The sequence below is a fragment of the Chryseobacterium sp. Leaf405 genome (genome assembly GCF_001425355.1).
In the GTDB taxonomy this organism is placed as follows: domain Bacteria; phylum Bacteroidota; class Bacteroidia; order Flavobacteriales; family Weeksellaceae; genus Chryseobacterium.
In genome coordinates, this window is sequence record NZ_LMQN01000015.1 from 1,060,301 (window position 1) to 1,079,091 (window position 18,791).

An 18,791-nucleotide genomic window follows, 5' to 3' on the forward strand; every position below is an offset into this window, starting at 1 on the left:
ATAAATGAATAAAGATCAGCAAATAAGCAGCGTTAAAATAAAGCAGGTATCTTTACTTGCCATCATTCTTGTGTTGGCAGGTTTAATCTGTTTTAATCTTGCCCTTTTTATACCTTCTGTATTAGGTGCCATTACAATTTATGTAGTGTGCCGAAAGTATAACTTTTATCTGCAGGAAGAACGAAAATGGAAACCATGGGCATCTTCATTGGTTTTAATGCTTGCGAGTCTGATTATTCTTATTCTGCCGGTTTACTTTATTGTAGATCTATTGATAGAAAAACTGGGAAATGCACAGGCTTATATGGATAAGTTTAATGTATTTCTTGAAAAGATTCATACTTTTATTTATTCAAAAGTCGGTTTTGATATTTTAAGTAAAGAAAATATGGACAAACTGAAGAATGGAGTAGGAAAGTTTTCTACAACCGCTCTTAGCAGTACTTTTAATACGCTTACGGTGATTATGTCCACATATTTTATTCTTTATTTTATGCTGGAAAGCCCCCGTTTTTTCGAACGTATTTTAGCTTCATCAGCACCTTTAAAAAGAGCTAATGTTGCTTTGATAGGAGAGAAAATGAGAAAACTGATCATGGCAAATGCTATTGGAATTCCGGTTGTAGCACTCGGTCAGGGTCTTGTAGCACTTATAGGATATTTCATTTTTGGAGCGCCCAGTCCCATTTTATTATTTGCTTTAACAGCAGCAGCATCAATGATTCCGGTAGTGGGAGCAGCAATTGTTTTTGTACCTATCTGTATTTTCATGATTGCTGAAGGAAATATGGGTGGAGGTCTTGGATTGGGAGCTTATTGTTTAGTAATTGTCGGTTTAACTGATAATCTGCTTCGGTTTACGCTTTTAAAAAAATTAGAAGATATTCACCCGTTAAATACAGTGTTCGGGATCATTATGGGGATGAATTTATTCGGATTTATGGGACTTGTTTTCGGACCGATTCTTATTTCTCTTACCATCCTTTTGGTTCAGGTATACAGAAATGAATTTTCTGATAACGACACTCCCGAACTTAAAATCCCGGGTAAAGATGATGAAATTGAAAATAAAATTGATCTAATAGTATAAAATGATAGACGGAATAAACCCACAGATATTACAGGAAATATGTGTCGTAAAAATGCCTTTCGGAAAATATAACGGAACAGTTTTAGCAGATTTACCTATAAGTTATCTGGAGTGGTTTCACCGAAAAGGAATGCCACCCGGAAAACTGGGAATGCAGCTTTCTACAATTTATGAAATAAAGTTGAATGGTTTAATGGATCTGCTTACTCCGCTTCGTGGGGGAGCAGTAAGTTATGAAAAACCTAAAACAAAGACTTACAAATTTTAATATCAAGTTTTGGCGGCATCGAAGATGCTGCCAAAACTTTTTTAAACCGTTTCTAATTCCAGTTTTGCTGCCAATACATTTTCTTTATAGCAATAAAATTCATAAGCAGGTTCTTTATTAAACATAAAAATTTTCTCCAGATAAATTTTACTGTATTGTGCTTTTAGGATGTTATATTTTTCTTTGAGATGTTCGGGCAATTCTTTGTAAGTAACAGGTCTTTCTATTTCGAAACCGTCATCAAAAGAAAACTCAATCACAAAATCTGTGTTTCTCCATGATATGACAGATTCAGATTCGCTGCTGCGGTGATTGGTCGAAAACGAAATTTTATCCTCCTGAATGATTTTGTCTGAAGTTCCTAAAAATAAGATAATCCCAGATACCACCATGGCTCCGTATCCAATTTTTTTAAATAAAAATTCGCTTAAATAAGGTAAAATATATTTTACGGTATACGACGAAATAATTGTTGCCCCCGCAATCGTTAATCCCAGCCATAAAGCAGTATTTGAATACAATCCGATTGATAGGTAAATAATTAATTTTATTAAATGTAAAAAGATTTCGTTGGCGGCTCTTGTTGCAACAATTTCTTCTTTTTTTAATCCGAATCTTAAATAAAACCGATTGAATAATAAGCCAATCGCTCCTGTAATTCCCGAAACAAATCCGGCACAGAATCCTATGATCATTAATAAATATTTCGGATATGTTTTAGGATTTTCCTGTTCTTTCTTTTTTGATTTAAATAATTCAGGAAGATTTAGTAGTAATAAAAAGGCGACAATTAACTGTAAATAATTTGGATTTATATATTTAATCAACCAGGCTCCCAATAGAACGGACGGAATTGAAAACGGGACAAACCAAAAGAAAATCTGCCATTTTATATGTCTTTTAAAAACAGCAATTCGTGATACTGAGCTGGTAAAAGTACCTATTGTTAACGAAAAAGGAACAACTGAACTGGGAAGAATTAAATTTAAAATAGGAATTAAAATTAAACTTGCCCCGCCACCACAAATGGCACTGATCCAAAATGCGATAATGGTTCCGAAAAAGAGAAGAATGATATTTAAAGTCATCTTAATAATTTAAAAATTCTTCACAAAACCGATTCCGGCATTTCCCTTTTGATAATAAGGCATGATCATAGTTTGGGATTTTTCCTTTTTTCCACCCAAAATATTGTTGATTTTAGGATAAAGCCAATAAGCGAGCTCTGTAGAAAGAATCCCGAAACCGGCACCTCCGACTACATCTCCAAACCAATGCTTGTTATTCAACATTCTGTAAACACCCGTAAAAACAGCTAAAGAATATCCCGAAATACTCAACAAAAAGTTGGTGTCTTTGTATTCTCTGTACATAAACTGTGCAGATGCAAAAGCGATAGCGGTATGACCGGATGGGAAAGATTGATTATTGGACAAATCCGGTCTTTCTTCTTTGGTTATATTTTTTAAAGGAATTGTGATAGCAGACGTGATAAGCATTGAGGTTCCGTAAATAATGCTCCTGTCCCGAAGATTATGCTTCCCTTCAACACCGAATGCATTCAGCCCATACACTAATGCAGCAGGAGCAAACTGCGTGAAATTATCCAGCCTGATATGATCCGGTTTATGTTCGCTGATCTCATATTGTGTGGATGAATTAAGCTGTCTCAATCCTTTTATTCCTAAACTTGCAGTTCCATATGTGATTAGCGCCGCCGGAACAATTAGTTTTTTGTAACTGAACTGATGGGTTTTATCTTCAATGTTAACCGTAGAAACAATTGTACTGTCTTTAACTTCTGGTGTGGCTAAACTATCCTGTGCATAGATTTCCTGAAAACTGGTCACAATAAATAATAGGACTAATAGTAAGATTCTCATGAGCGTATTTCGTGTCTTTAAGATTAATAATAGACCAAAAATGCACTTTAAATTAGAAGAAATTTTGAAGAGATTCTTTAAATAAAACAAAAAAATTCACAGAAGAGTCTGTGAATTTGTAATTATAAGAAATTGTGAAAATCAGGATTTATTTCACCTTCATTTTTCCTGTTTTAAATCTCTCACTTGCCGTCTGATAATAAGAAATCGTCTCAGAAACCAAATCATTGTTTTTAAAATTAACCTCAGATAATGATTTATCTGCACCGGAAACTGTAAATTGTTTTACTCTTTTTCTATCATCAATTTGAGTGAATAAATTATTTCTCAACAGACCCAACGTTCTGTAATTTCCGATAAAGGCTCTTTCTTCTCCAGGATTCGTCTGGTTTATATCTTTTCCGTACAAACTTGTTGTATAATTCCAGCCTAAATATCCGAATAATGTTGGCATTAAGTCAATCTGAGAAGTTAGTCTGCTGATTTTTTCCGGCTGCTGATTTAAATTGTAAATGATGGCAGGAATATGATGTTTGGCAATGTTAATTTCCCATTTTCCGGCACTGCTGGCGCAATGGTCTGCAACGATTACAAAAACGGTGTTTTTAAACCAAGGCTTTTTCTTCGCATCATTAATGAATTTACCCAATGCATAATCTGTATATTTCACTGCTCCTTCTCGGCTTCCCTGTGGCAGGTTTATTTTTCCGTTAGGGAAGGTATAAGGTTTATGATTGGATGTCGTCATCACAAATTGAAAGAAAGGTTTATGCTCTTTGCTGCTTTTATCTGCATATTTTACAGATTGTGCATATAGATCTTCGTCACAGATTCCCCAGGCATTTTCAAAACTTACCTCATTATCGTTTATCGAATACCTTTTCGTCTGAATATCGTCCGACAAAGGGTTTCCTCTGTTTCTGTCGACAATCTGAAAGCCCTGACCGCCGAAAAAAGTATTCATATTATCAAAATAGCCGTCACCTCCGTAAATAAAATACGGGAGATAATTTTTTTCTTTTAAAATAGTGGAAATAGAAAAAATATTCTGATTATTCGGTCTTCTTACAATACTATTTCCTGGAGTTGGAGGAACGCTGAGAGTTAATGCTTCCATTCCTCTTACGGTTCTGGTTCCTGTAGCGTACAAATTGGTGAAGAAAATACTTTCGCTGGCAAGTTTTTCGTAGTTGGGGGTTAGATTTTCCTTATTCCCGAAAGTGCTTAAAAAGTCTGCGCTGAAACTTTCAATTGCAATTAAAATAATATTGGGTTTCTGCTCAGGATTTCCGGTTGTCGATCTTGAAATGTCATCCCATTTTGTATTGGCATAATGTTGATTTTTTTGCAAGAGATTCTTTTTCACAATCGAATATGCTTCTTTATCAGATATTTTTGGATAAAAGGTTTCATAATCAAGTTCATTAGATTTAAATGCTGAAATAAAAGAAAATGCACCGTTTTTCCCCAATTCATTTATGACCATATTATTGCTGAAATCTGCCTGTTTGTTTTTCATGATTAAACCTAATCCCGCTGCTAAAACAATTGCAGGAATGCCATAGGATAAACGTTTCTTTACAGGAAGTTGATCTGAAAAAGTATTGATAAAAACTTTGTTTCTTTTTAATAAAACAAACGTCAGAACAATTAAACCAACCAACACTAAAATTATTAATGGAAGAGGGTAAGATTGGTTAATATTTTCAATTACTTCATACGTATAAATTAAATAATCAACCGCAATGAAATTGAATCTCACACCAAATTCATCCCAAAAAGGAATTTCTGCCAACAGGCTAAAATAGATGATAATAAGAAGTAATGTTAAGTAAAAATAAGTGAAAAACTTATCAAAATCTTTTCCTATCCATCTTTTGGGCAGCACTAAGAGGTATAATAGATAAGGCATTAGAAAGAATAAAATAATTTCAATGTCGTAAAGAAAACCCGTGATGAAAGCTCTTACAAGGTAGAAAAATGTAAAATCAACATCTTTTGAAGACCAAATCAGGAAGGTAATTCTGATCAGAAATGACAGAACGAGATACAATCCTAAAATGCTGAAAAACATTGAAAATCTGCTGCCAAGAGATTTTTTGATCAATTTTGAAATCATACTTTAACTCTTTAATTGAGCAAAGTAACTTTCCAATTTTGAAGAAATTTTGAATTTTTAAAATATATTGAAAAAATGTGATGCTTATTTTCAAATCTGTAACGGATTTTCCATTCTTGGAATTTGCAGATTTCCTTAATGATCGCAAGCCCCAAACCGCTTCCGCTGTTGTCCGTAGAAAGTCTTGAAAATCTTTTAAATAATAAATCCTGATTAAGTTTTTCCGTTCCGGAATTAGATATTTCAAAATATTGATCAGTCAGTTTTACATAAATATTTCCGTCTTTTGGCGTATGACGAATAGCATTCATAAACAAATTGTTAATTAAAACTTCTGTTAAGCTGCTGTTTCCGCTTACTTCAATTCTAGGAGAAATCTGTGAATTGACCGAAATGTTTTTTTGTTGAAAATGTTCCTCAAATATTTCAAGGCTTTGTTCCATTAATGCATCAAGCTTGATTTTTTCAGTGCTGTCAAACTGATGATTATCAATTTTTGCAAGTAAAAGGAGATTTTTATTAATTCTTGAACTTCTGGTTAAGGCTTTATTAATATCTTCCGTTATTTGATATTGTTTTTCCGTTAAATGTTCATCCTGGATCAAAATATCCAACTTGTGTTTTATAATTGCCAAAGGAGTCTGCAGCTCGTGGGAAGCATTTTCTGTAAATTCTTTCTGCGTTTGATACACGGAAACGCTGTGTTCGATTAATTTATTTAGAGACAAATGAAGTTCTTCAAATTCTGAAGTATTTGTTTTCTCAAATTCAATAGTATTTTGATGATTAAGATTAAACGTTTTTAATTTTTCCAATGTTCTGCGAAATGGCTGCCAGACAGTTTCCGACAATCTACGGTTGAGAAAAAGAAGTCCGAGAACGATAATAATAAAGAAAAAAATAGTAACCAAAGCAATCATCCCGATGGTTTCTTCAGATTCTTCTATATTGGTCTGTATGGTAAAGAGAAATGGAATATTATTAATAAAAACAATCTTTTTTAAACATCTGTACCGTTCGATTTCCGGTTCTGATGAAAATGTTTTCTGTTTTTCAACAGTAAAAAAAAGATCTTTCTTCAGATTGTCTGAGGGAACTCTTTCAATATTGGTCTCTGGTTGAATAAAATTCCATAGCTTAATCCTTTTTTTTAGTTCGGTATCCGTTAATTTAAGATGATTAAATTCAAAAGCTGTTTTTTCGGCGATTGTTTTATTATGCTCATCAAGCTCGCTTTTCCAGATCGCATCAACGACCAGAAAATATACGGGAATGCTTATGACGAGGATAATCAGGACATAAATAAGAAAAGGTCTTGTGGTTTTGCTTAATAGAGGTTTCAATATGTTACTTACCGATTTTTCATTATTATGAAACTTCCCATTTATATCCAGTTCCGTACACCGTTCTTAAATAATGTTCGCAACCCGAATCATAAAGTTTCTTTTTGAGATTTTTAACGTGCGCATATACAAAATCATGATTGTCGAGCATATCTGCAAAATCGCCGGATAAATGTTCTGCCAACGTACTTTTAGAAATAACTTTATTTTTATTTCCAATGAAATAAATGAGCAGATCAAATTCTTTTTTAGTCAAGGTAATCATTTGATTATTAATGCTTACGGTTTTTGCCAACAAATCAATCTGAAGTTCATTCTGAGTGATAATATTTGAATTATTGAATTGTTTCCGTCGAATAATCGAATAAATCCTTGCCATCAGTTCAGAAAGATGAAAGGGCTTGGTAAGATAATCATCTGCCCCCATTTGCAGTCCTTTTATTTTATCGTCCAATGCATTTTTGGCAGAAACAATGATCACTCCGTCCTGCTTGTTTTGATTTTTTAATTCTTCTAAAATTTTAAATCCGTTTCCATCCGGAAGCATGATGTCCAAGATGATACAGGCGTAATCAAAGATTTCTATTTTGTGCATTGCTTCCTGAAATGTCGCGGCAAATTCACACAAATAATTTTCTTCCGAAAGATATTCTGCAATACTTTTGGATAATTCTGTTTCGTCTTCAATGATTAACACTTTCATACGGCGAATGTATTGATGAATTTTGAAGAAATTTTGAAGAAAAAATTAAAAATTAAACCAAAATATGCTATTATTTAGGTTCCCACAACTCAATTTTATTTCCTTCCGAATCAAGAATATGAATAAATTTTCCGAAATCATACACGGCAATTTCGTCAAGAATTTCTACCCCTTCTTTCTTTAATTCTTCTACCAAAGCTTCAAGATCTGCAACCGTATAATTGATCATAAATTCTCTGGTTGATGGTTCAAAATAATTGGTTGTTTCCGGTGAAGGGCTCCACGTCAAAGAGCCTTTTGGGTTAGATTCTGCAACTTCTTTCCAGTCGAAAGTAGCACCATAATCATTAACGTTAATTCCAAGATGGGTTTTATACCATTCTTTCAATGCTTTCGGATCTTTACATTTAAAGAATATTCCTCCGATACCTGTTACTTTTTTCATTGTACTGATGTGATTTATTGAGATTAAAATTTATTCTTTTAAAGCAACGATTTCATCTCTCAATTTTGCGGCTTTAATGAAATCGAGATTTTTTGCGGCAGCTTCCATTTCTTTCTGCTTTTGCTGAATTACTTTTTCGATGTCTTCGCTGGTGTAACTTGCCTTTGTTTCTGCAACTTTCTGAAGAATTTCCTTTTGCGTATATTTTTCATCAGGGAAATCTTTGCTTCTTCCGACCAGATTTTCTGATATTTTTTTATTTAAAGCCACAGGAACTTTTCCGTGCTCTTCGTTGTACTGCATCTGTTTTGCACGGCGATATTCTGTTTCATTGATGGTTGACTGCATAGATTTTGTCATCTTATCGGCGTATAATATTGCTTTTCCGTTGAGGTTTCTTGCAGCACGGCCAACCGTCTGAATCATTGATCTTCTGCTTCTTAGCATTCCTTCTTTATCGGCATCAAGAATCGCAACTAATGAAACTTCAGGTAAATCCAACCCTTCTCTCAACAAGTTTACTCCAATTAATACATCAAAAAGACCGATACGTAAATCGTGCATAATCTGGATACGTTCCAGTGTTTCTACATCTGAGTGAATATATCTTGTCCTGATTCCGAATTTTGTAAAATATTTGGTTAATTCTTCCGCCATTTTCTTTGTTAAAGTCGTCACCAGAACTCTTTCATCAACATCAGCTCTTTTCTGAATTTCTTCCATTAAATCATCAATCTGATTCAACGACGGACGAACCTCAATAATTGGATCTAAAAGTCCTGTCGGTCGAATAATTTGTTCAATATAAGCCCCTCCCGTTTTCTCCAGTTCATAATCTGCAGGTGTCGCCGAAACATAAATCACCTGATTCTGCATGGCTTCGAATTCCTCAAACTTCAAAGGTCGGTTATCCATCGCTGCGGGAAGTCTGAAACCATATTCCACCAAAGCTTCTTTTCTGCTGCGGTCACCTCCGTACATCGCATGAACCTGTGGAACAGTAACATGGCTTTCATCAATCACCATCAGAAAATCTTTTGGGAAATAATCAATCAGACAGAAAGGTCTTGTTCCCGGTAATCTTCCGTCCAAATATCTTGAATAATTCTCAATTCCTGAGCAATATCCCAATTCTTTAATCATTTCCAAATCGAGCTCTGTTCTTTCCTGAAGTCGTTTTGCTTCTAAAGGTCTCTCAATGGAAGAGAAAAAGTCAACCTGTTTTACCAAATCATCCTGAATGTCTTTAATTGCACCATTAAGTGTTTCTTTTGAAGTCACAAACAGATTGGCTGGATATATCTGAATCTGATCGAAATTGGCAGTCACATTCCCTGAAACAGGATCAAAACTTTGGATTTTTTCAATCTCATCTCCGAAAAACTGAATCCTGACTGCATTATCTGCATAAGCCGGAAAAACGTCAATAACATCTCCTTTCACACGAAAGGTACCTCGTTGGAACTCATTTAATGTTCTGGAATAAAGTGCGTTAACTAATGAATGTAATAAAGCCGTCCTGGTTACTTTTTCTCCGGTTGCTATTGAAATTAATGATTTGTGAAATTCATTTGGGTTTCCGATACCGTAAATACAAGAAACTGAAGCTACGATCAATACATCTCTTCTTCCTGAAAGCAAACTTGCTGTTGCAGAAAGTCTTAATTTTTCTACTTCTTCGTTAATGCTAAGATCTTTTTCAATATAAGTTCCGGAAGTTGCAATGTAGGCTTCGGGCTGGTAATAATCATAGTAACTTACAAAATATTCTACTGCATTATCTGGAAAAAATTCTTTAAATTCCATGAAAAGCTGCGCAGCCAACGTTTTATTATGCGCTAAAACTAAAGTCGGTCTTTGGACATTGTGAACAACATTGGCAACGGTAAAGGTTTTCCCAGATCCGGTAACCCCCAATAATGTCTGATATTTCTCACCAATTTCGATTCCTTCGGTAAGTTTCTCAATAGCAGTGGGTTGATCGCCGGTTGGTTTATATTCTGAGTGAAGTTTAAATTCCATAGAAAAGTGATCTTGTACAACAAAAATACGAAAGAAATTTTTGGATTATACTATCAGAATTTTTAATTGATGATTTAATAAATAAATGTTACAGCAATCGATTGCGCAAATTTAATGTGTTTTTACCCATTTATTGTTTCGTTTTTGATTTATTTTGAATAATTATTCTTATTTATTATGGAGTTTATAATTTTAATACCATAATTTAAATTATATTTGCATTAAATCTATAAAAAGTGATATGAAGCAAAATTTACTTACTTTAATTCTATTGAGTTTTTTCGGTTCCGTATTCGGAAAAAATAATTCCGGAACTGTACTTCCGCCGACAACAATTTCTCTTTATCAGGATGCTGTTTTTTATGATATGTATGCGTCCACGGTTTCTCAGCCTTTACCGACAGATGCGGTTCGTTTGAGCAATAGTACTTATACGAGAAAAATGACAGATACACAATTAAATGCTTTTGGTAATGTTGTAACCATGAATATTACCATCGGAGCATTGTGTGACAATTATGACAGATTAGCCCACGTTTTTCTTGCCTTTGCTCCAAAAGGGGCGACTTCTTATGATACCAACACTGTGAAAAAACTGGAAATAGGAAGATTTGTAACGCCTTTTATGAATAAAAATATTTCTCCGACTACGGTTCCTTATACTTTTCAGATCGATAATTTAGGAGCAATATTTAAAGATCCAAATTTACGTGCTCAATTTGATTTTTGGGTTGAATTTTCTGTTTACGGTGTTCCTTATGCTGCACAGACGCAGGTTTCAGGTTGTGCTTCAAGAATAGATACTTTCAAAGGTTCATTAAGTTTTACAACAGATACCAATACGGCAATTCCTGCAGTTAATAATTTCCTTTTAACAATGGCAACAGTCAAAAGCATGAATAATTACAGTGCTACTGATGAACCGGGAACTACCATGAGAATTTTATCTTTTGAATTGCTGAATACGATTAATAATGCCAATTTTTATCTAATTACTTCCAATCACGGGGCAAATTCCGGAGGAGAAGAATATGTGAGAAGACAACATTATGTTTATCTGAACGATGCACAGATTTTTACGTACAGACCTGGTGGAATCTCTTGTGAGCCTTTCCGTCAGTACAATACACAAGGAAATGGGATCTATGGAGGTACGCCACAATCTACAGCTTGGTGGACTTCATGGAATAACTGGTGTCCGGGAAATTCAATTCCGATCAGAAAAATAAGTGTAGGAAATTTGGAAGCTGGAAATCATGCTTTTACTATCACAGTTCCGGAAGCGCAGTTTGTTGATCAGCAGGGAGATTTTCCACTTTCTGTATATCTTCAGGGAGAGGCTACGAACATATTAGGAACAAAAGAAATGACCGTTACAGACGTTAAAATTTATCCTAATCCTGCTTCGGAGTTTATTAAAATCTCCAGCACAAAAAAAGTAAAAGAATCTGAAATCTATTCTATGGAAGGAAGATTGGTAAAAAGCTTTAAAGGGGGAGAGTCTGAAATTCGTGATCTGCAAACGGGTGCTTATATTTTAAAAGTGACGTTTGAAGATCTAACTTCTATGAAACATAAAATCATTAAAAAATAAATCATTTATAAAACGAAACAGCACTCCTATTGAGTGCTGTTTTTATTTATTGAAATGACATCATTAAAGGAATTCTCATTCTGTATCGAATCGGTTTTCCATCTTTTTCAGCAGGTTTCCACGTTATGTTTTCATTTGCTTTTCTAAATGAGATAACGGTCTCATTATTAAATTGTTCATTACTGCCGGATGCTTTTATATCTGTTACATTTCCATCTTCAGTAACCGTATATGAAAGATCGGTTCTACGTATTTCTTTGGTTTTATTAGATTCTAATCTTGAACCGTCAAATGATTTCGCAATTTTGGTTCTTAATTCATTGATACCTCCGGGATATTGAGGAACGAGAATATTTTCATCTTTTGTTGCTGTAACCTCTTTTGTGGTCTGTACGACTTCCTGATCTATTTTTGTGTTTTTACCTTCTTTTGGGCGAATGGTATCCATAACTTTTTTAGTCTCGGTTATTATTTTTTTAGACTCTGTTTTTACTGTTTTCAAATATTCCTCATATTCACTGTTGTCAGTTTGTTTGAAGCTTACAGCAATATTCTTCTGGCTATTGAATTTCTTGGCATATTGTGGTGTATATAAAGTCACTGAGTAATCAAATTTTCCATAATCAGGATTTTTAGGATGAATTTTGAGAACATAGACACTGTAAAAATCGGTTGTTTTATAGTTTTTCAAAATACTGTTTTCTACAGTATTTCCATCAAGAGTTACATTGAATTTGGTGTCAAGAAATTGATTTAACTGTTTTTGAGTTGGAATCTGTTTGTTGATTTCATCATAATGAATCCAAATTGGCAGATTTAGTCTGTTTTTAATCTCTATTTTATCAAACAATTCAACCAGTTTTACCTGCTCAGCTCTCGGAACTTCTGTTTTAAATCTTTCAAAATCTTTATTATCAATAATATCTTTATACTTCTCTGTAATTTTGATAAATTCCTCATAAGCTTCAGAATTATTTTTTTGATCTGATGTTGATGTCTGAAATCTTTCAGTTCCTTTACTCGTCATTTCAGTAGGATTATTGGCGTATACTTTTTCAGCGAAAACAAATATTAGTCCGAGAAAAATAGGGATCGAAAGATACTTTTTTACTGGTGCAAATTTTGAATTTTTAGTTGTCATCATAATAAATCGTTTTTTGGTGTTATCGAAATTGAATGGATGTATTAAATCAAGGTTTTGCTGCTTTAAAATTTCACTTAGAATGAGTTGCTGATAGCTTTTGATGTCATTGTTTCTGCCAATTACCTTTTCATCAGCCAAGAATTCGTGATTGGTAGCAATCGCTTTCTTGTAGACATAAATAAACGGATTAAACCACATCAGGATTTTCAGAATTTCAACGAAGAAAATATCCAGAGAATGTTTTTGGTCGACGTGAATTTGTTCGTGGAGAAACATATTTTCGTCTATTCTGCTACTTTTTAAATAGCTTTTAGCAAAATAAATGGTGTTCATAAAACTGAAAGGAGCCATTTCCTTTTTCAGTAAAATGATCTTTTTGTTGTTATAAATGATTTTTTCCCCTTTAAGTTTTTTAATTTTAATAATAGAATAGATGAATTTTAATAAAAAGAAAACTGCAACAATTGCATAAACGATAATAAACAGATTTTCATAATTAAAAGTTTCTTTTGCCGGAGCCATTATTTCCGAAGCTGGCTGTTGGGTAATTGTCTCAAAAACAAATGTAGGTTTGTCGCCTTCTGGTGCTTCTTTTTCAATCGTTACGAAAGGAATACTATAAGAAAATCCTAGTCCGAAAAGCAGATAAAACCTATTAAATGTAAAGGTTTTTTCCTTTGCTAAGAATATATAATATAACCCAAGCAAAAGTCCTGAACACAGGATTATTTTGAATAAGATTATCATTTTTCATCAATTTGCTTGTCAATAATTTCTCGGAGTTCTTTCAGTTGTTTTTGTGAAAGTTTTGCATTGGATGTAAAAAATGATGCAAACTGCGTCACCGAACTGTTGAAAAAACGGTCAATCATAGAAGACATTTCTTCCTTAAAATATTCTCCTTTCGCTACTTTTGGGTAGTATTCACGGGAGTTTCCATACAATATGTAGCCTACAAGATCTTTGTTCTGCATTCTTTTTAAAAGAGTAGCAATGGTTGTGGTTGCAGGTTTCGGTTCCTGGTAAGATTCTAAAATATCTTTCATGAAAACTTTTTCTTTTGCCCAGAGGATTTCCATGAGATCTTTTTCGGTATCGGTAAGTTTTACTTCTTTCATATTCTACGTGTTGTTATTTTATTCTACAAATGTAGAATAATAATTTAAATTACCAAATTTTATGGCATTATTTTTCCATGTTATTCATTATCACTAAATCGTATTTATATGAAAATCAATAAATTTTATATTCCAACGTTGAGTCTTTTTTTATTTTTAACATCTTGTAAGGATGGTAATGCAAATGCCCAGCAACTTGGAAAAGACGGAAGCGTAGAAACGGAAAAGCCAAATTCGCCTGAATATAAACCAGCATTTGCCGGACAAACAAGAATAAAAGCAGTAAAAACGACAGCGCCGTATACTGTTGAAGTTTTGAGTACTGATCTTGGGAAACCGTGGGGAATTATCAACCTGCCGGACGGGAGATTTTTAATCACCGATAAAAGAGGGTACATGAATGTAGTTTCGGCAGACGGAAAACTGATCTCTAAAATTGAGGGATTCCCGAAAGTGGATTCAAAAGGTCAGGGCGGAATGCTTGATGTGGCGCTAGATCCCGATTTTAAAACAAATAATATTATTTATTTCAGTTTTTCTGAACCTTACGAGAAAGGAAATCATACAGCAGTTGGAAAAGGAATGCTTTCTTCTGATTTAAAGAATATTTCTGACATAAAAGTTATTTTTAGAGCGACTCCAACATATGATGGTGATAAACATTACGGAAGTCGACTGGCATTTGATAAAAATGGAAATCTGTTTGTAAGTACGGGCGAAAGATCTGATAAAGAAACAAGAGTCTACGCTCAAAGAACAGATAATTATTTGGGTAAAATTTTAAAAATTACCAAAGACGGAAAACCTGCACCGGGAAATCCTTTTGTCGGAAAAGCTGGATTTAAACCTGAAATATACGCCTATGGAATCAGAAATCCTCAGGGAATGGCGATTGATCCAAACGGAACTTTGTGGGATGTTGAAATGGGACCAAGAGGAGGTGATGAAATCAATTTAATTCAAACCGGAAAAAACTACGGTTGGGGAGATGTTACTTATGGAATTGAATATTCCGGCAGCAAAATCAATAATGGAACAACGCAAAAAGCAGGAACAGAACAACCTGTTTATTATTGGGATCCGGTGATTTCTCCAAGTGGAGTCACGTTTTATACAGGAAATATTGATGAGTGGAAAGGTAATTTAATGATTGGATGTCTCAGCGGCGAACATATCAACCGAATCGTTATGAAAGACAATAAAGTTGTCGGTGAAGAAAGACTTTTAGCAGATCAGAAAGAAAGATTTCGTGATGTTTTGAATGGAAGTGACGGAAATTTGTATGCAGTGACGGACAGCGGAAAACTGTATAAAATTTCTAAGAAATAATTCTTTAAAATAAGCGATTAAAAAGTTTGGGGCAATCGAAGATTTTGCCCCAAACTTTTTTAAAAACTATTAATTAATCTATTCAAACCTTCAATCAGAATTTCCTGTGAAGTAGAGAAACAGATTCTCACATGACCTTCGGCGCCTTTTCCGAACCATCTTTCTGAACCGGGAACAATGGCTACTTTTCCTTGTTTTAAAACATGCTGAGCAAATTCATCACTCGACATTCCGTTTTCAATTTTAGGGAAAATAACGAATGTAGCTTCCGGTAAATTTGGTGTTAAAACTCCGGAATTACTTAATATTGTATGAGCTAAATCTCTGTTATGCTGTAAATGAGTTAAAAAATCATTAAACCAAGGTTTTGCTTTGTCAATAGCGACGCTTGCAGCAATTTGCGACAACGTAGAAACACCTTCAATAGTAGAATTAAAATGAGATTTCTCCGTGAAATCATCCATCAATTCCTGATCGTTACATAAAACGGCTCCAATTCTCAAGCCGGCAATTCCAAACGATTTTGAAAATCCGAAAACCGTGAAACTTTTCTTTTTTGCATGCTCAGAAACAGAAGAATACGTGTTAAATTCTTTTTTATCATACACAATATCGCTCCAGATTTCGTCACTCATTACCCAAAGATCGTGGGCAGCGGCAATTTCAGCAATTTTTTGTAAAATTTCTTTAGAATAGACTCTTCCCACAGGATTGTGAGGGTTACAAATGCTAATCAATTTTGTTTTTGGTGAAATTAAAGAGACTAACATTTCAAAATCAATATCTCCGGTCTGAGAATCTACGGCACATAATTTAATATTTCCGCCAACTGCATCTACCGTTTTTTTAAACAGAAAATCTACCGGATCAAAAATGATAGCTTCATCTCCAGGATTTAAAACGTATTTTGCAACCATAAACATTCCCATTGCAGCACTGTTTACTGCCAACACGTTATCAGAAGTAAAGCTTCCTTTTTTTTCAGTATTAAAATGTTCCGAAACACTTTTTTTGAACTCAGGAAGTCCGGAGAATGGACCGTAACTTAAATATCCGTCCTTAATATATTCAATAATACCCTGTTCGATTTCTGTTGACATTCTGAAATCCGGATCTGCTGCCGTTAAAGGAATTATTCCGTCTTCTAAAGTTGCCCATCTGCCATTGAAAGCTTTTCTTTTCAGGGCTTCGAAATTAATATCGTTGTTTGTAAACATTTTTATTTGTATGAAATTGGTAATGTATTTTTCGGTTGTTCGCTCAGCGGTAAAAGGAATTGCTCTAATAAAGCTCTTCCATTTTTGATGTGAATATCGATTTCAGGTCGTCTTTCCTCTTCATATTTTCTGAATGTTTCCTGAAGATCATTGCCTTCAACTAAAAGATTCGTTAATGTAAAAGAATCTTTCAATGCAGAAGTTACGCCCTGACTTGTAAAAGGGATCAAAGGATGAGCTGCATCACCGATAAAAACGACATTCTCGTGATAAAAAGGATTTAGCTTTTCCAGTTCATAAACTCTCCAAATGTGAGCATTGTTGTAGCTTGAGCCTTCAATGATAGATGAAATCAAAGGATTCCAATCACCGAAATTATCCAGCATAAATTGTCTGATGCAATCCGGTGTATAATCTTCATTAATAAAGAATTTAGTAATGTCAAACTGACAATACCAAAGGATTTTATAGGCAGATAATTTTAAAACTCCAAAGGTCAATCCACCGTTTTCATGATGATATTTTAGAAAATTACTTTCAATCTGACTTGCCAATTCTTCATTTTCGATAATATTCACAACTTCATTTTCCAGAACAGCTTTCATTACTTCATCCTGAAAAATATTCCTTCTGATTCTGCTTCTGGAACCGTCGGAAGCAATAACTAAATCAGCTTCTAGGGTTGTGGTTTCATCAAGCATGATATTGGCTTTTCCCTCTGAAAATCCATTAAAATTCACCGTTTTTTCATAAGAAATTTTTTCGGCAGGAACTCCTTTTGCCAGAATTTCTATCAATGCACTTCTGGAAACCACAAAAACATCATCAAGGTCTTTCTCAGAAATAACTTCTCCGCTTTGACTGTAATGAATATATTTTTTAAGGAAACTTCCTTTTTCGTAAAGATCATCAATGTTTATAATGCTTGACAGAAACTCAATGCCTTCTTTGGGAAGAATAAATCCGTGTCCTTTCAGGTCATTTGGGGTTCTTCTTTCGTAGAGATGGTAATTGATATTATTATTTTCCAAATAATTTGCCATGCTCAATCCTGAAACTCCAGCTCCTATGATTGCAACTTTGCTCATTCTATTAATTTAGTCGTTGTTAGTTTTATTAAAATGTGAAATTTTCAATCACTAAAATTTAAAAAAACGGTGAAATATCCGCATTGTTATTTTAGTCGATATGAAGTAGTCTCTTTAATTGATTGTATATTATCAATAAAGAAAATATAAGTGATAATATCTGAATTTGATATTAAATGAAAGTAAGAGAAATATTATTCCGGTGCTTTGAAAATATTGTCATCAGAATGGAATCCTGCAACACCTCCACTTACTGCAAATTTCATGGCAGAAGCGGCCGTCATACCTACTACAGGTTTGATATTTTTTTCTTCCGTTACAATTACCCAACCGGAAATTGCGTAAGAATGCGGAAGATAAACAGCAACGTAATTGTGTTTTTCTACGTCGGCCATTTCTTTTTGTGTTAAAAACCCAATTCTCCAGATTTCCGGATTTTCATTGGTTTTTACCCAAACAGGATCGTTGAATTTCTTCTTATCGCCTACAAATGAAGACATTACATCTTTTGTAGGGGTGTAAATATGTTTTACTCCGGGAGTTTTTTCCAACAGCCGATCCATAGAATCGAAGAAGAATTTTCCAAGAACGAATTTGTTTCCTAAAAATCCTAAAATTGCTGTTATTAAAATGGTAGAAATAAAAACTAATCCCGGAATTTCCTTTGCCACAGACGGAATGATGTTGTCAATAGAAGTAACAACATACCATATTACAGAAATTGTCAGCCCGATCGGACCGATAATTACTAATCCCTGAAAGAAGTTTTTCAGGAAGAAATTTGTAATATTTTCAAACGTCAGTTTTTTCAATGCAAATATTTTTTATCCGTGAATGGTTTCACTTTTTCCGTAAGACTGAATGACTTTAGCTTCGTATTCCAGCCATTCTTCCCAACGTTTGTTTACTTTTTCCTCGTCTCCAAGCTGTCTTGCAAACCCGATGAAAGTGGTGTAATGATTCGCTTCAGAAATCATTAATTCTCTGTAAAAAGTTTTAAGTTCTTCGTCTTTGATATTTTCAGTCAAAACTTTAAATCGTTCACAGCTTCTTGCTTCAATTATCGCTGCAAAAAGCATTTTGTCGACAATTAAAGTATCTCTATGCCCTCCTTTCTGAATGAAATTAACCAGTTCGTTCACGTAATCGTCTTTTCGTGTACGTCCAAAAGTATAACCTCGTTTCTTGATAATTTCAAGCACCTGACCAAAATGTTCCAATTCTTCCTGAGCAATCATCAAAAGTTCACTGATAATGTCGGGACGTTCTGGAAGCATTGTAATCAATCCGATGGCATTGGTTGCTGCTTTTTGCTCACACCACGCATGATCCGTCAAAATTTCCTGAATGTTTCCTTCTGCAATATTTGCCCATCTCGGATCGGTCGTGAGCTTCAACTTAAACATATTTGTAAATTTTTTGTAAAAT

Annotated in this window: 17 protein-coding genes; 4 read left to right on the forward strand and 13 right to left on the reverse strand. The window is 34.1% G+C overall.

Annotation, left to right across the window (positions count from 1 at the left end; genetic code table 11):
• Positions 1 to 4: 4 nt before the first annotated feature.
• A complete protein-coding gene (locus tag ASG22_RS14765; RefSeq protein WP_055986162.1) occupies positions 5 to 1,090 on the forward strand; it encodes an AI-2E family transporter in 1,086 nt (361 codons plus the stop codon).
• 13 nt (positions 1,091 to 1,103) lie between these two features.
• The gene (locus tag ASG22_RS14770; protein WP_055986858.1) at positions 1,104 to 1,358 is read left to right on the forward strand and encodes a DUF3820 family protein; all 255 of its coding nucleotides are present in this window, start codon (positions 1,104 to 1,106) and stop codon (positions 1,356 to 1,358) included.
• A gap of 41 nt (positions 1,359 to 1,399) precedes the next feature.
• Here the strand turns inward: ASG22_RS14770 and ASG22_RS14775 are convergent, their stop codons facing one another.
• From ASG22_RS14775 to uvrB, 7 genes are all read right to left on the reverse strand, one after another.
• Complete coding sequence (locus tag ASG22_RS14775) at positions 1,400 to 2,446, reverse strand: sulfite exporter TauE/SafE family protein (RefSeq protein WP_055986165.1); 1,047 nt, start codon at positions 2,444 to 2,446, stop codon at positions 1,400 to 1,402.
• 9 nt (positions 2,447 to 2,455) lie between these two features.
• Complete coding sequence (locus ASG22_RS14780) at positions 2,456 to 3,241, reverse strand: phosphatase PAP2 family protein (RefSeq protein WP_055986167.1); 786 nt, start codon at positions 3,239 to 3,241, stop codon at positions 2,456 to 2,458.
• Positions 3,242 to 3,389: 148 nt separating this feature from the next.
• Positions 3,390 to 5,360 carry an LTA synthase family protein gene (locus tag ASG22_RS14785; RefSeq protein WP_055986170.1) on the reverse strand — a complete coding sequence of 657 codons (1,971 nt, stop codon included), beginning with the start codon at positions 5,358 to 5,360 and terminating at the stop codon, positions 3,390 to 3,392.
• Positions 5,361 to 5,371: 11 nt separating this feature from the next.
• On the reverse strand, positions 5,372 to 6,703 hold the full coding sequence (locus tag ASG22_RS14790; protein WP_055986173.1) for a sensor histidine kinase: 1,332 nt from the start codon (positions 6,701 to 6,703) through the stop codon (positions 5,372 to 5,374).
• A 25-nt stretch (positions 6,704 to 6,728) separates the two neighbouring features.
• Positions 6,729 to 7,406 carry a response regulator transcription factor gene (locus tag ASG22_RS14795; protein ID WP_055986176.1) on the reverse strand — a complete coding sequence of 226 codons (678 nt, stop codon included), beginning with the start codon at positions 7,404 to 7,406 and terminating at the stop codon, positions 6,729 to 6,731.
• A gap of 70 nt (positions 7,407 to 7,476) precedes the next feature.
• Positions 7,477 to 7,851: a VOC family protein gene (locus tag ASG22_RS14800; RefSeq protein WP_055986179.1), complete on the reverse strand. Its 375-nt coding sequence runs from the start codon at positions 7,849 to 7,851 to the stop codon at positions 7,477 to 7,479.
• 30 nt (positions 7,852 to 7,881) lie between these two features.
• Complete coding sequence (gene uvrB / locus ASG22_RS14805) at positions 7,882 to 9,873, reverse strand: excinuclease ABC subunit UvrB (protein WP_055986182.1); 1,992 nt, start codon at positions 9,871 to 9,873, stop codon at positions 7,882 to 7,884.
• A gap of 241 nt (positions 9,874 to 10,114) precedes the next feature.
• On the opposite strand from uvrB, the gene ASG22_RS14810 reads away from it, so the two are divergent.
• A complete protein-coding gene (locus ASG22_RS14810; RefSeq protein ID WP_082505016.1) occupies positions 10,115 to 11,467 on the forward strand; it encodes a peptide-N-glycosidase F-related protein in 1,353 nt (450 codons plus the stop codon).
• A gap of 46 nt (positions 11,468 to 11,513) precedes the next feature.
• On the opposite strand, the gene ASG22_RS14815 is transcribed toward ASG22_RS14810, so the two are convergent.
• Together ASG22_RS14815 and ASG22_RS14820 are read right to left on the reverse strand one after the other, a co-directional pair.
• A complete protein-coding gene (locus ASG22_RS14815) occupies positions 11,514 to 13,358 on the reverse strand; it encodes a M56 family metallopeptidase (RefSeq protein ID WP_055986184.1) in 1,845 nt (614 codons plus the stop codon).
• A complete protein-coding gene (locus tag ASG22_RS14820; protein ID WP_055986188.1) occupies positions 13,355 to 13,729 on the reverse strand; it encodes a BlaI/MecI/CopY family transcriptional regulator in 375 nt (124 codons plus the stop codon). Before ASG22_RS14820 ends, ASG22_RS14815 begins: the two co-directional genes overlap by 4 nt.
• 108 nt (positions 13,730 to 13,837) lie before the next feature.
• Between ASG22_RS14820 and ASG22_RS14825 the strand changes: the two genes are divergently transcribed.
• On the forward strand, positions 13,838 to 15,058 hold the full coding sequence (locus ASG22_RS14825; protein WP_055986191.1) for a PQQ-dependent sugar dehydrogenase: 1,221 nt from the start codon (positions 13,838 to 13,840) through the stop codon (positions 15,056 to 15,058).
• Positions 15,059 to 15,117: 59 nt separating this feature from the next.
• Here ASG22_RS14825 and ASG22_RS14830 read toward each other — a convergent pair whose 3' ends face one another.
• The 4 genes from ASG22_RS14830 to ASG22_RS14845 form a co-directional block, all read right to left on the reverse strand.
• Positions 15,118 to 16,275, reverse strand: a complete 1,158-nt coding sequence (locus ASG22_RS14830; protein ID WP_055986193.1) for a pyridoxal phosphate-dependent aminotransferase — start codon at positions 16,273 to 16,275, stop codon at positions 15,118 to 15,120.
• A gap of 2 nt (positions 16,276 to 16,277) precedes the next feature.
• Positions 16,278 to 17,363, reverse strand: coding sequence for an FAD-dependent oxidoreductase (locus ASG22_RS14835; RefSeq protein ID WP_055986196.1), 1,086 nt, complete (start codon positions 17,361 to 17,363; stop codon positions 16,278 to 16,280).
• 194 nt (positions 17,364 to 17,557) lie between these two features.
• A complete protein-coding gene (locus ASG22_RS14840; RefSeq protein WP_055986199.1) occupies positions 17,558 to 18,175 on the reverse strand; it encodes a DUF502 domain-containing protein in 618 nt (205 codons plus the stop codon).
• 12 nt (positions 18,176 to 18,187) lie between these two features.
• Positions 18,188 to 18,769 (reverse strand): tRNA-(ms[2]io[6]A)-hydroxylase, encoded by a 582-nt coding sequence (locus tag ASG22_RS14845; protein WP_055986202.1) that lies wholly within the window; start codon positions 18,767 to 18,769, stop codon positions 18,188 to 18,190.
• Positions 18,770 to 18,791: the final 22 nt, after the last annotated feature.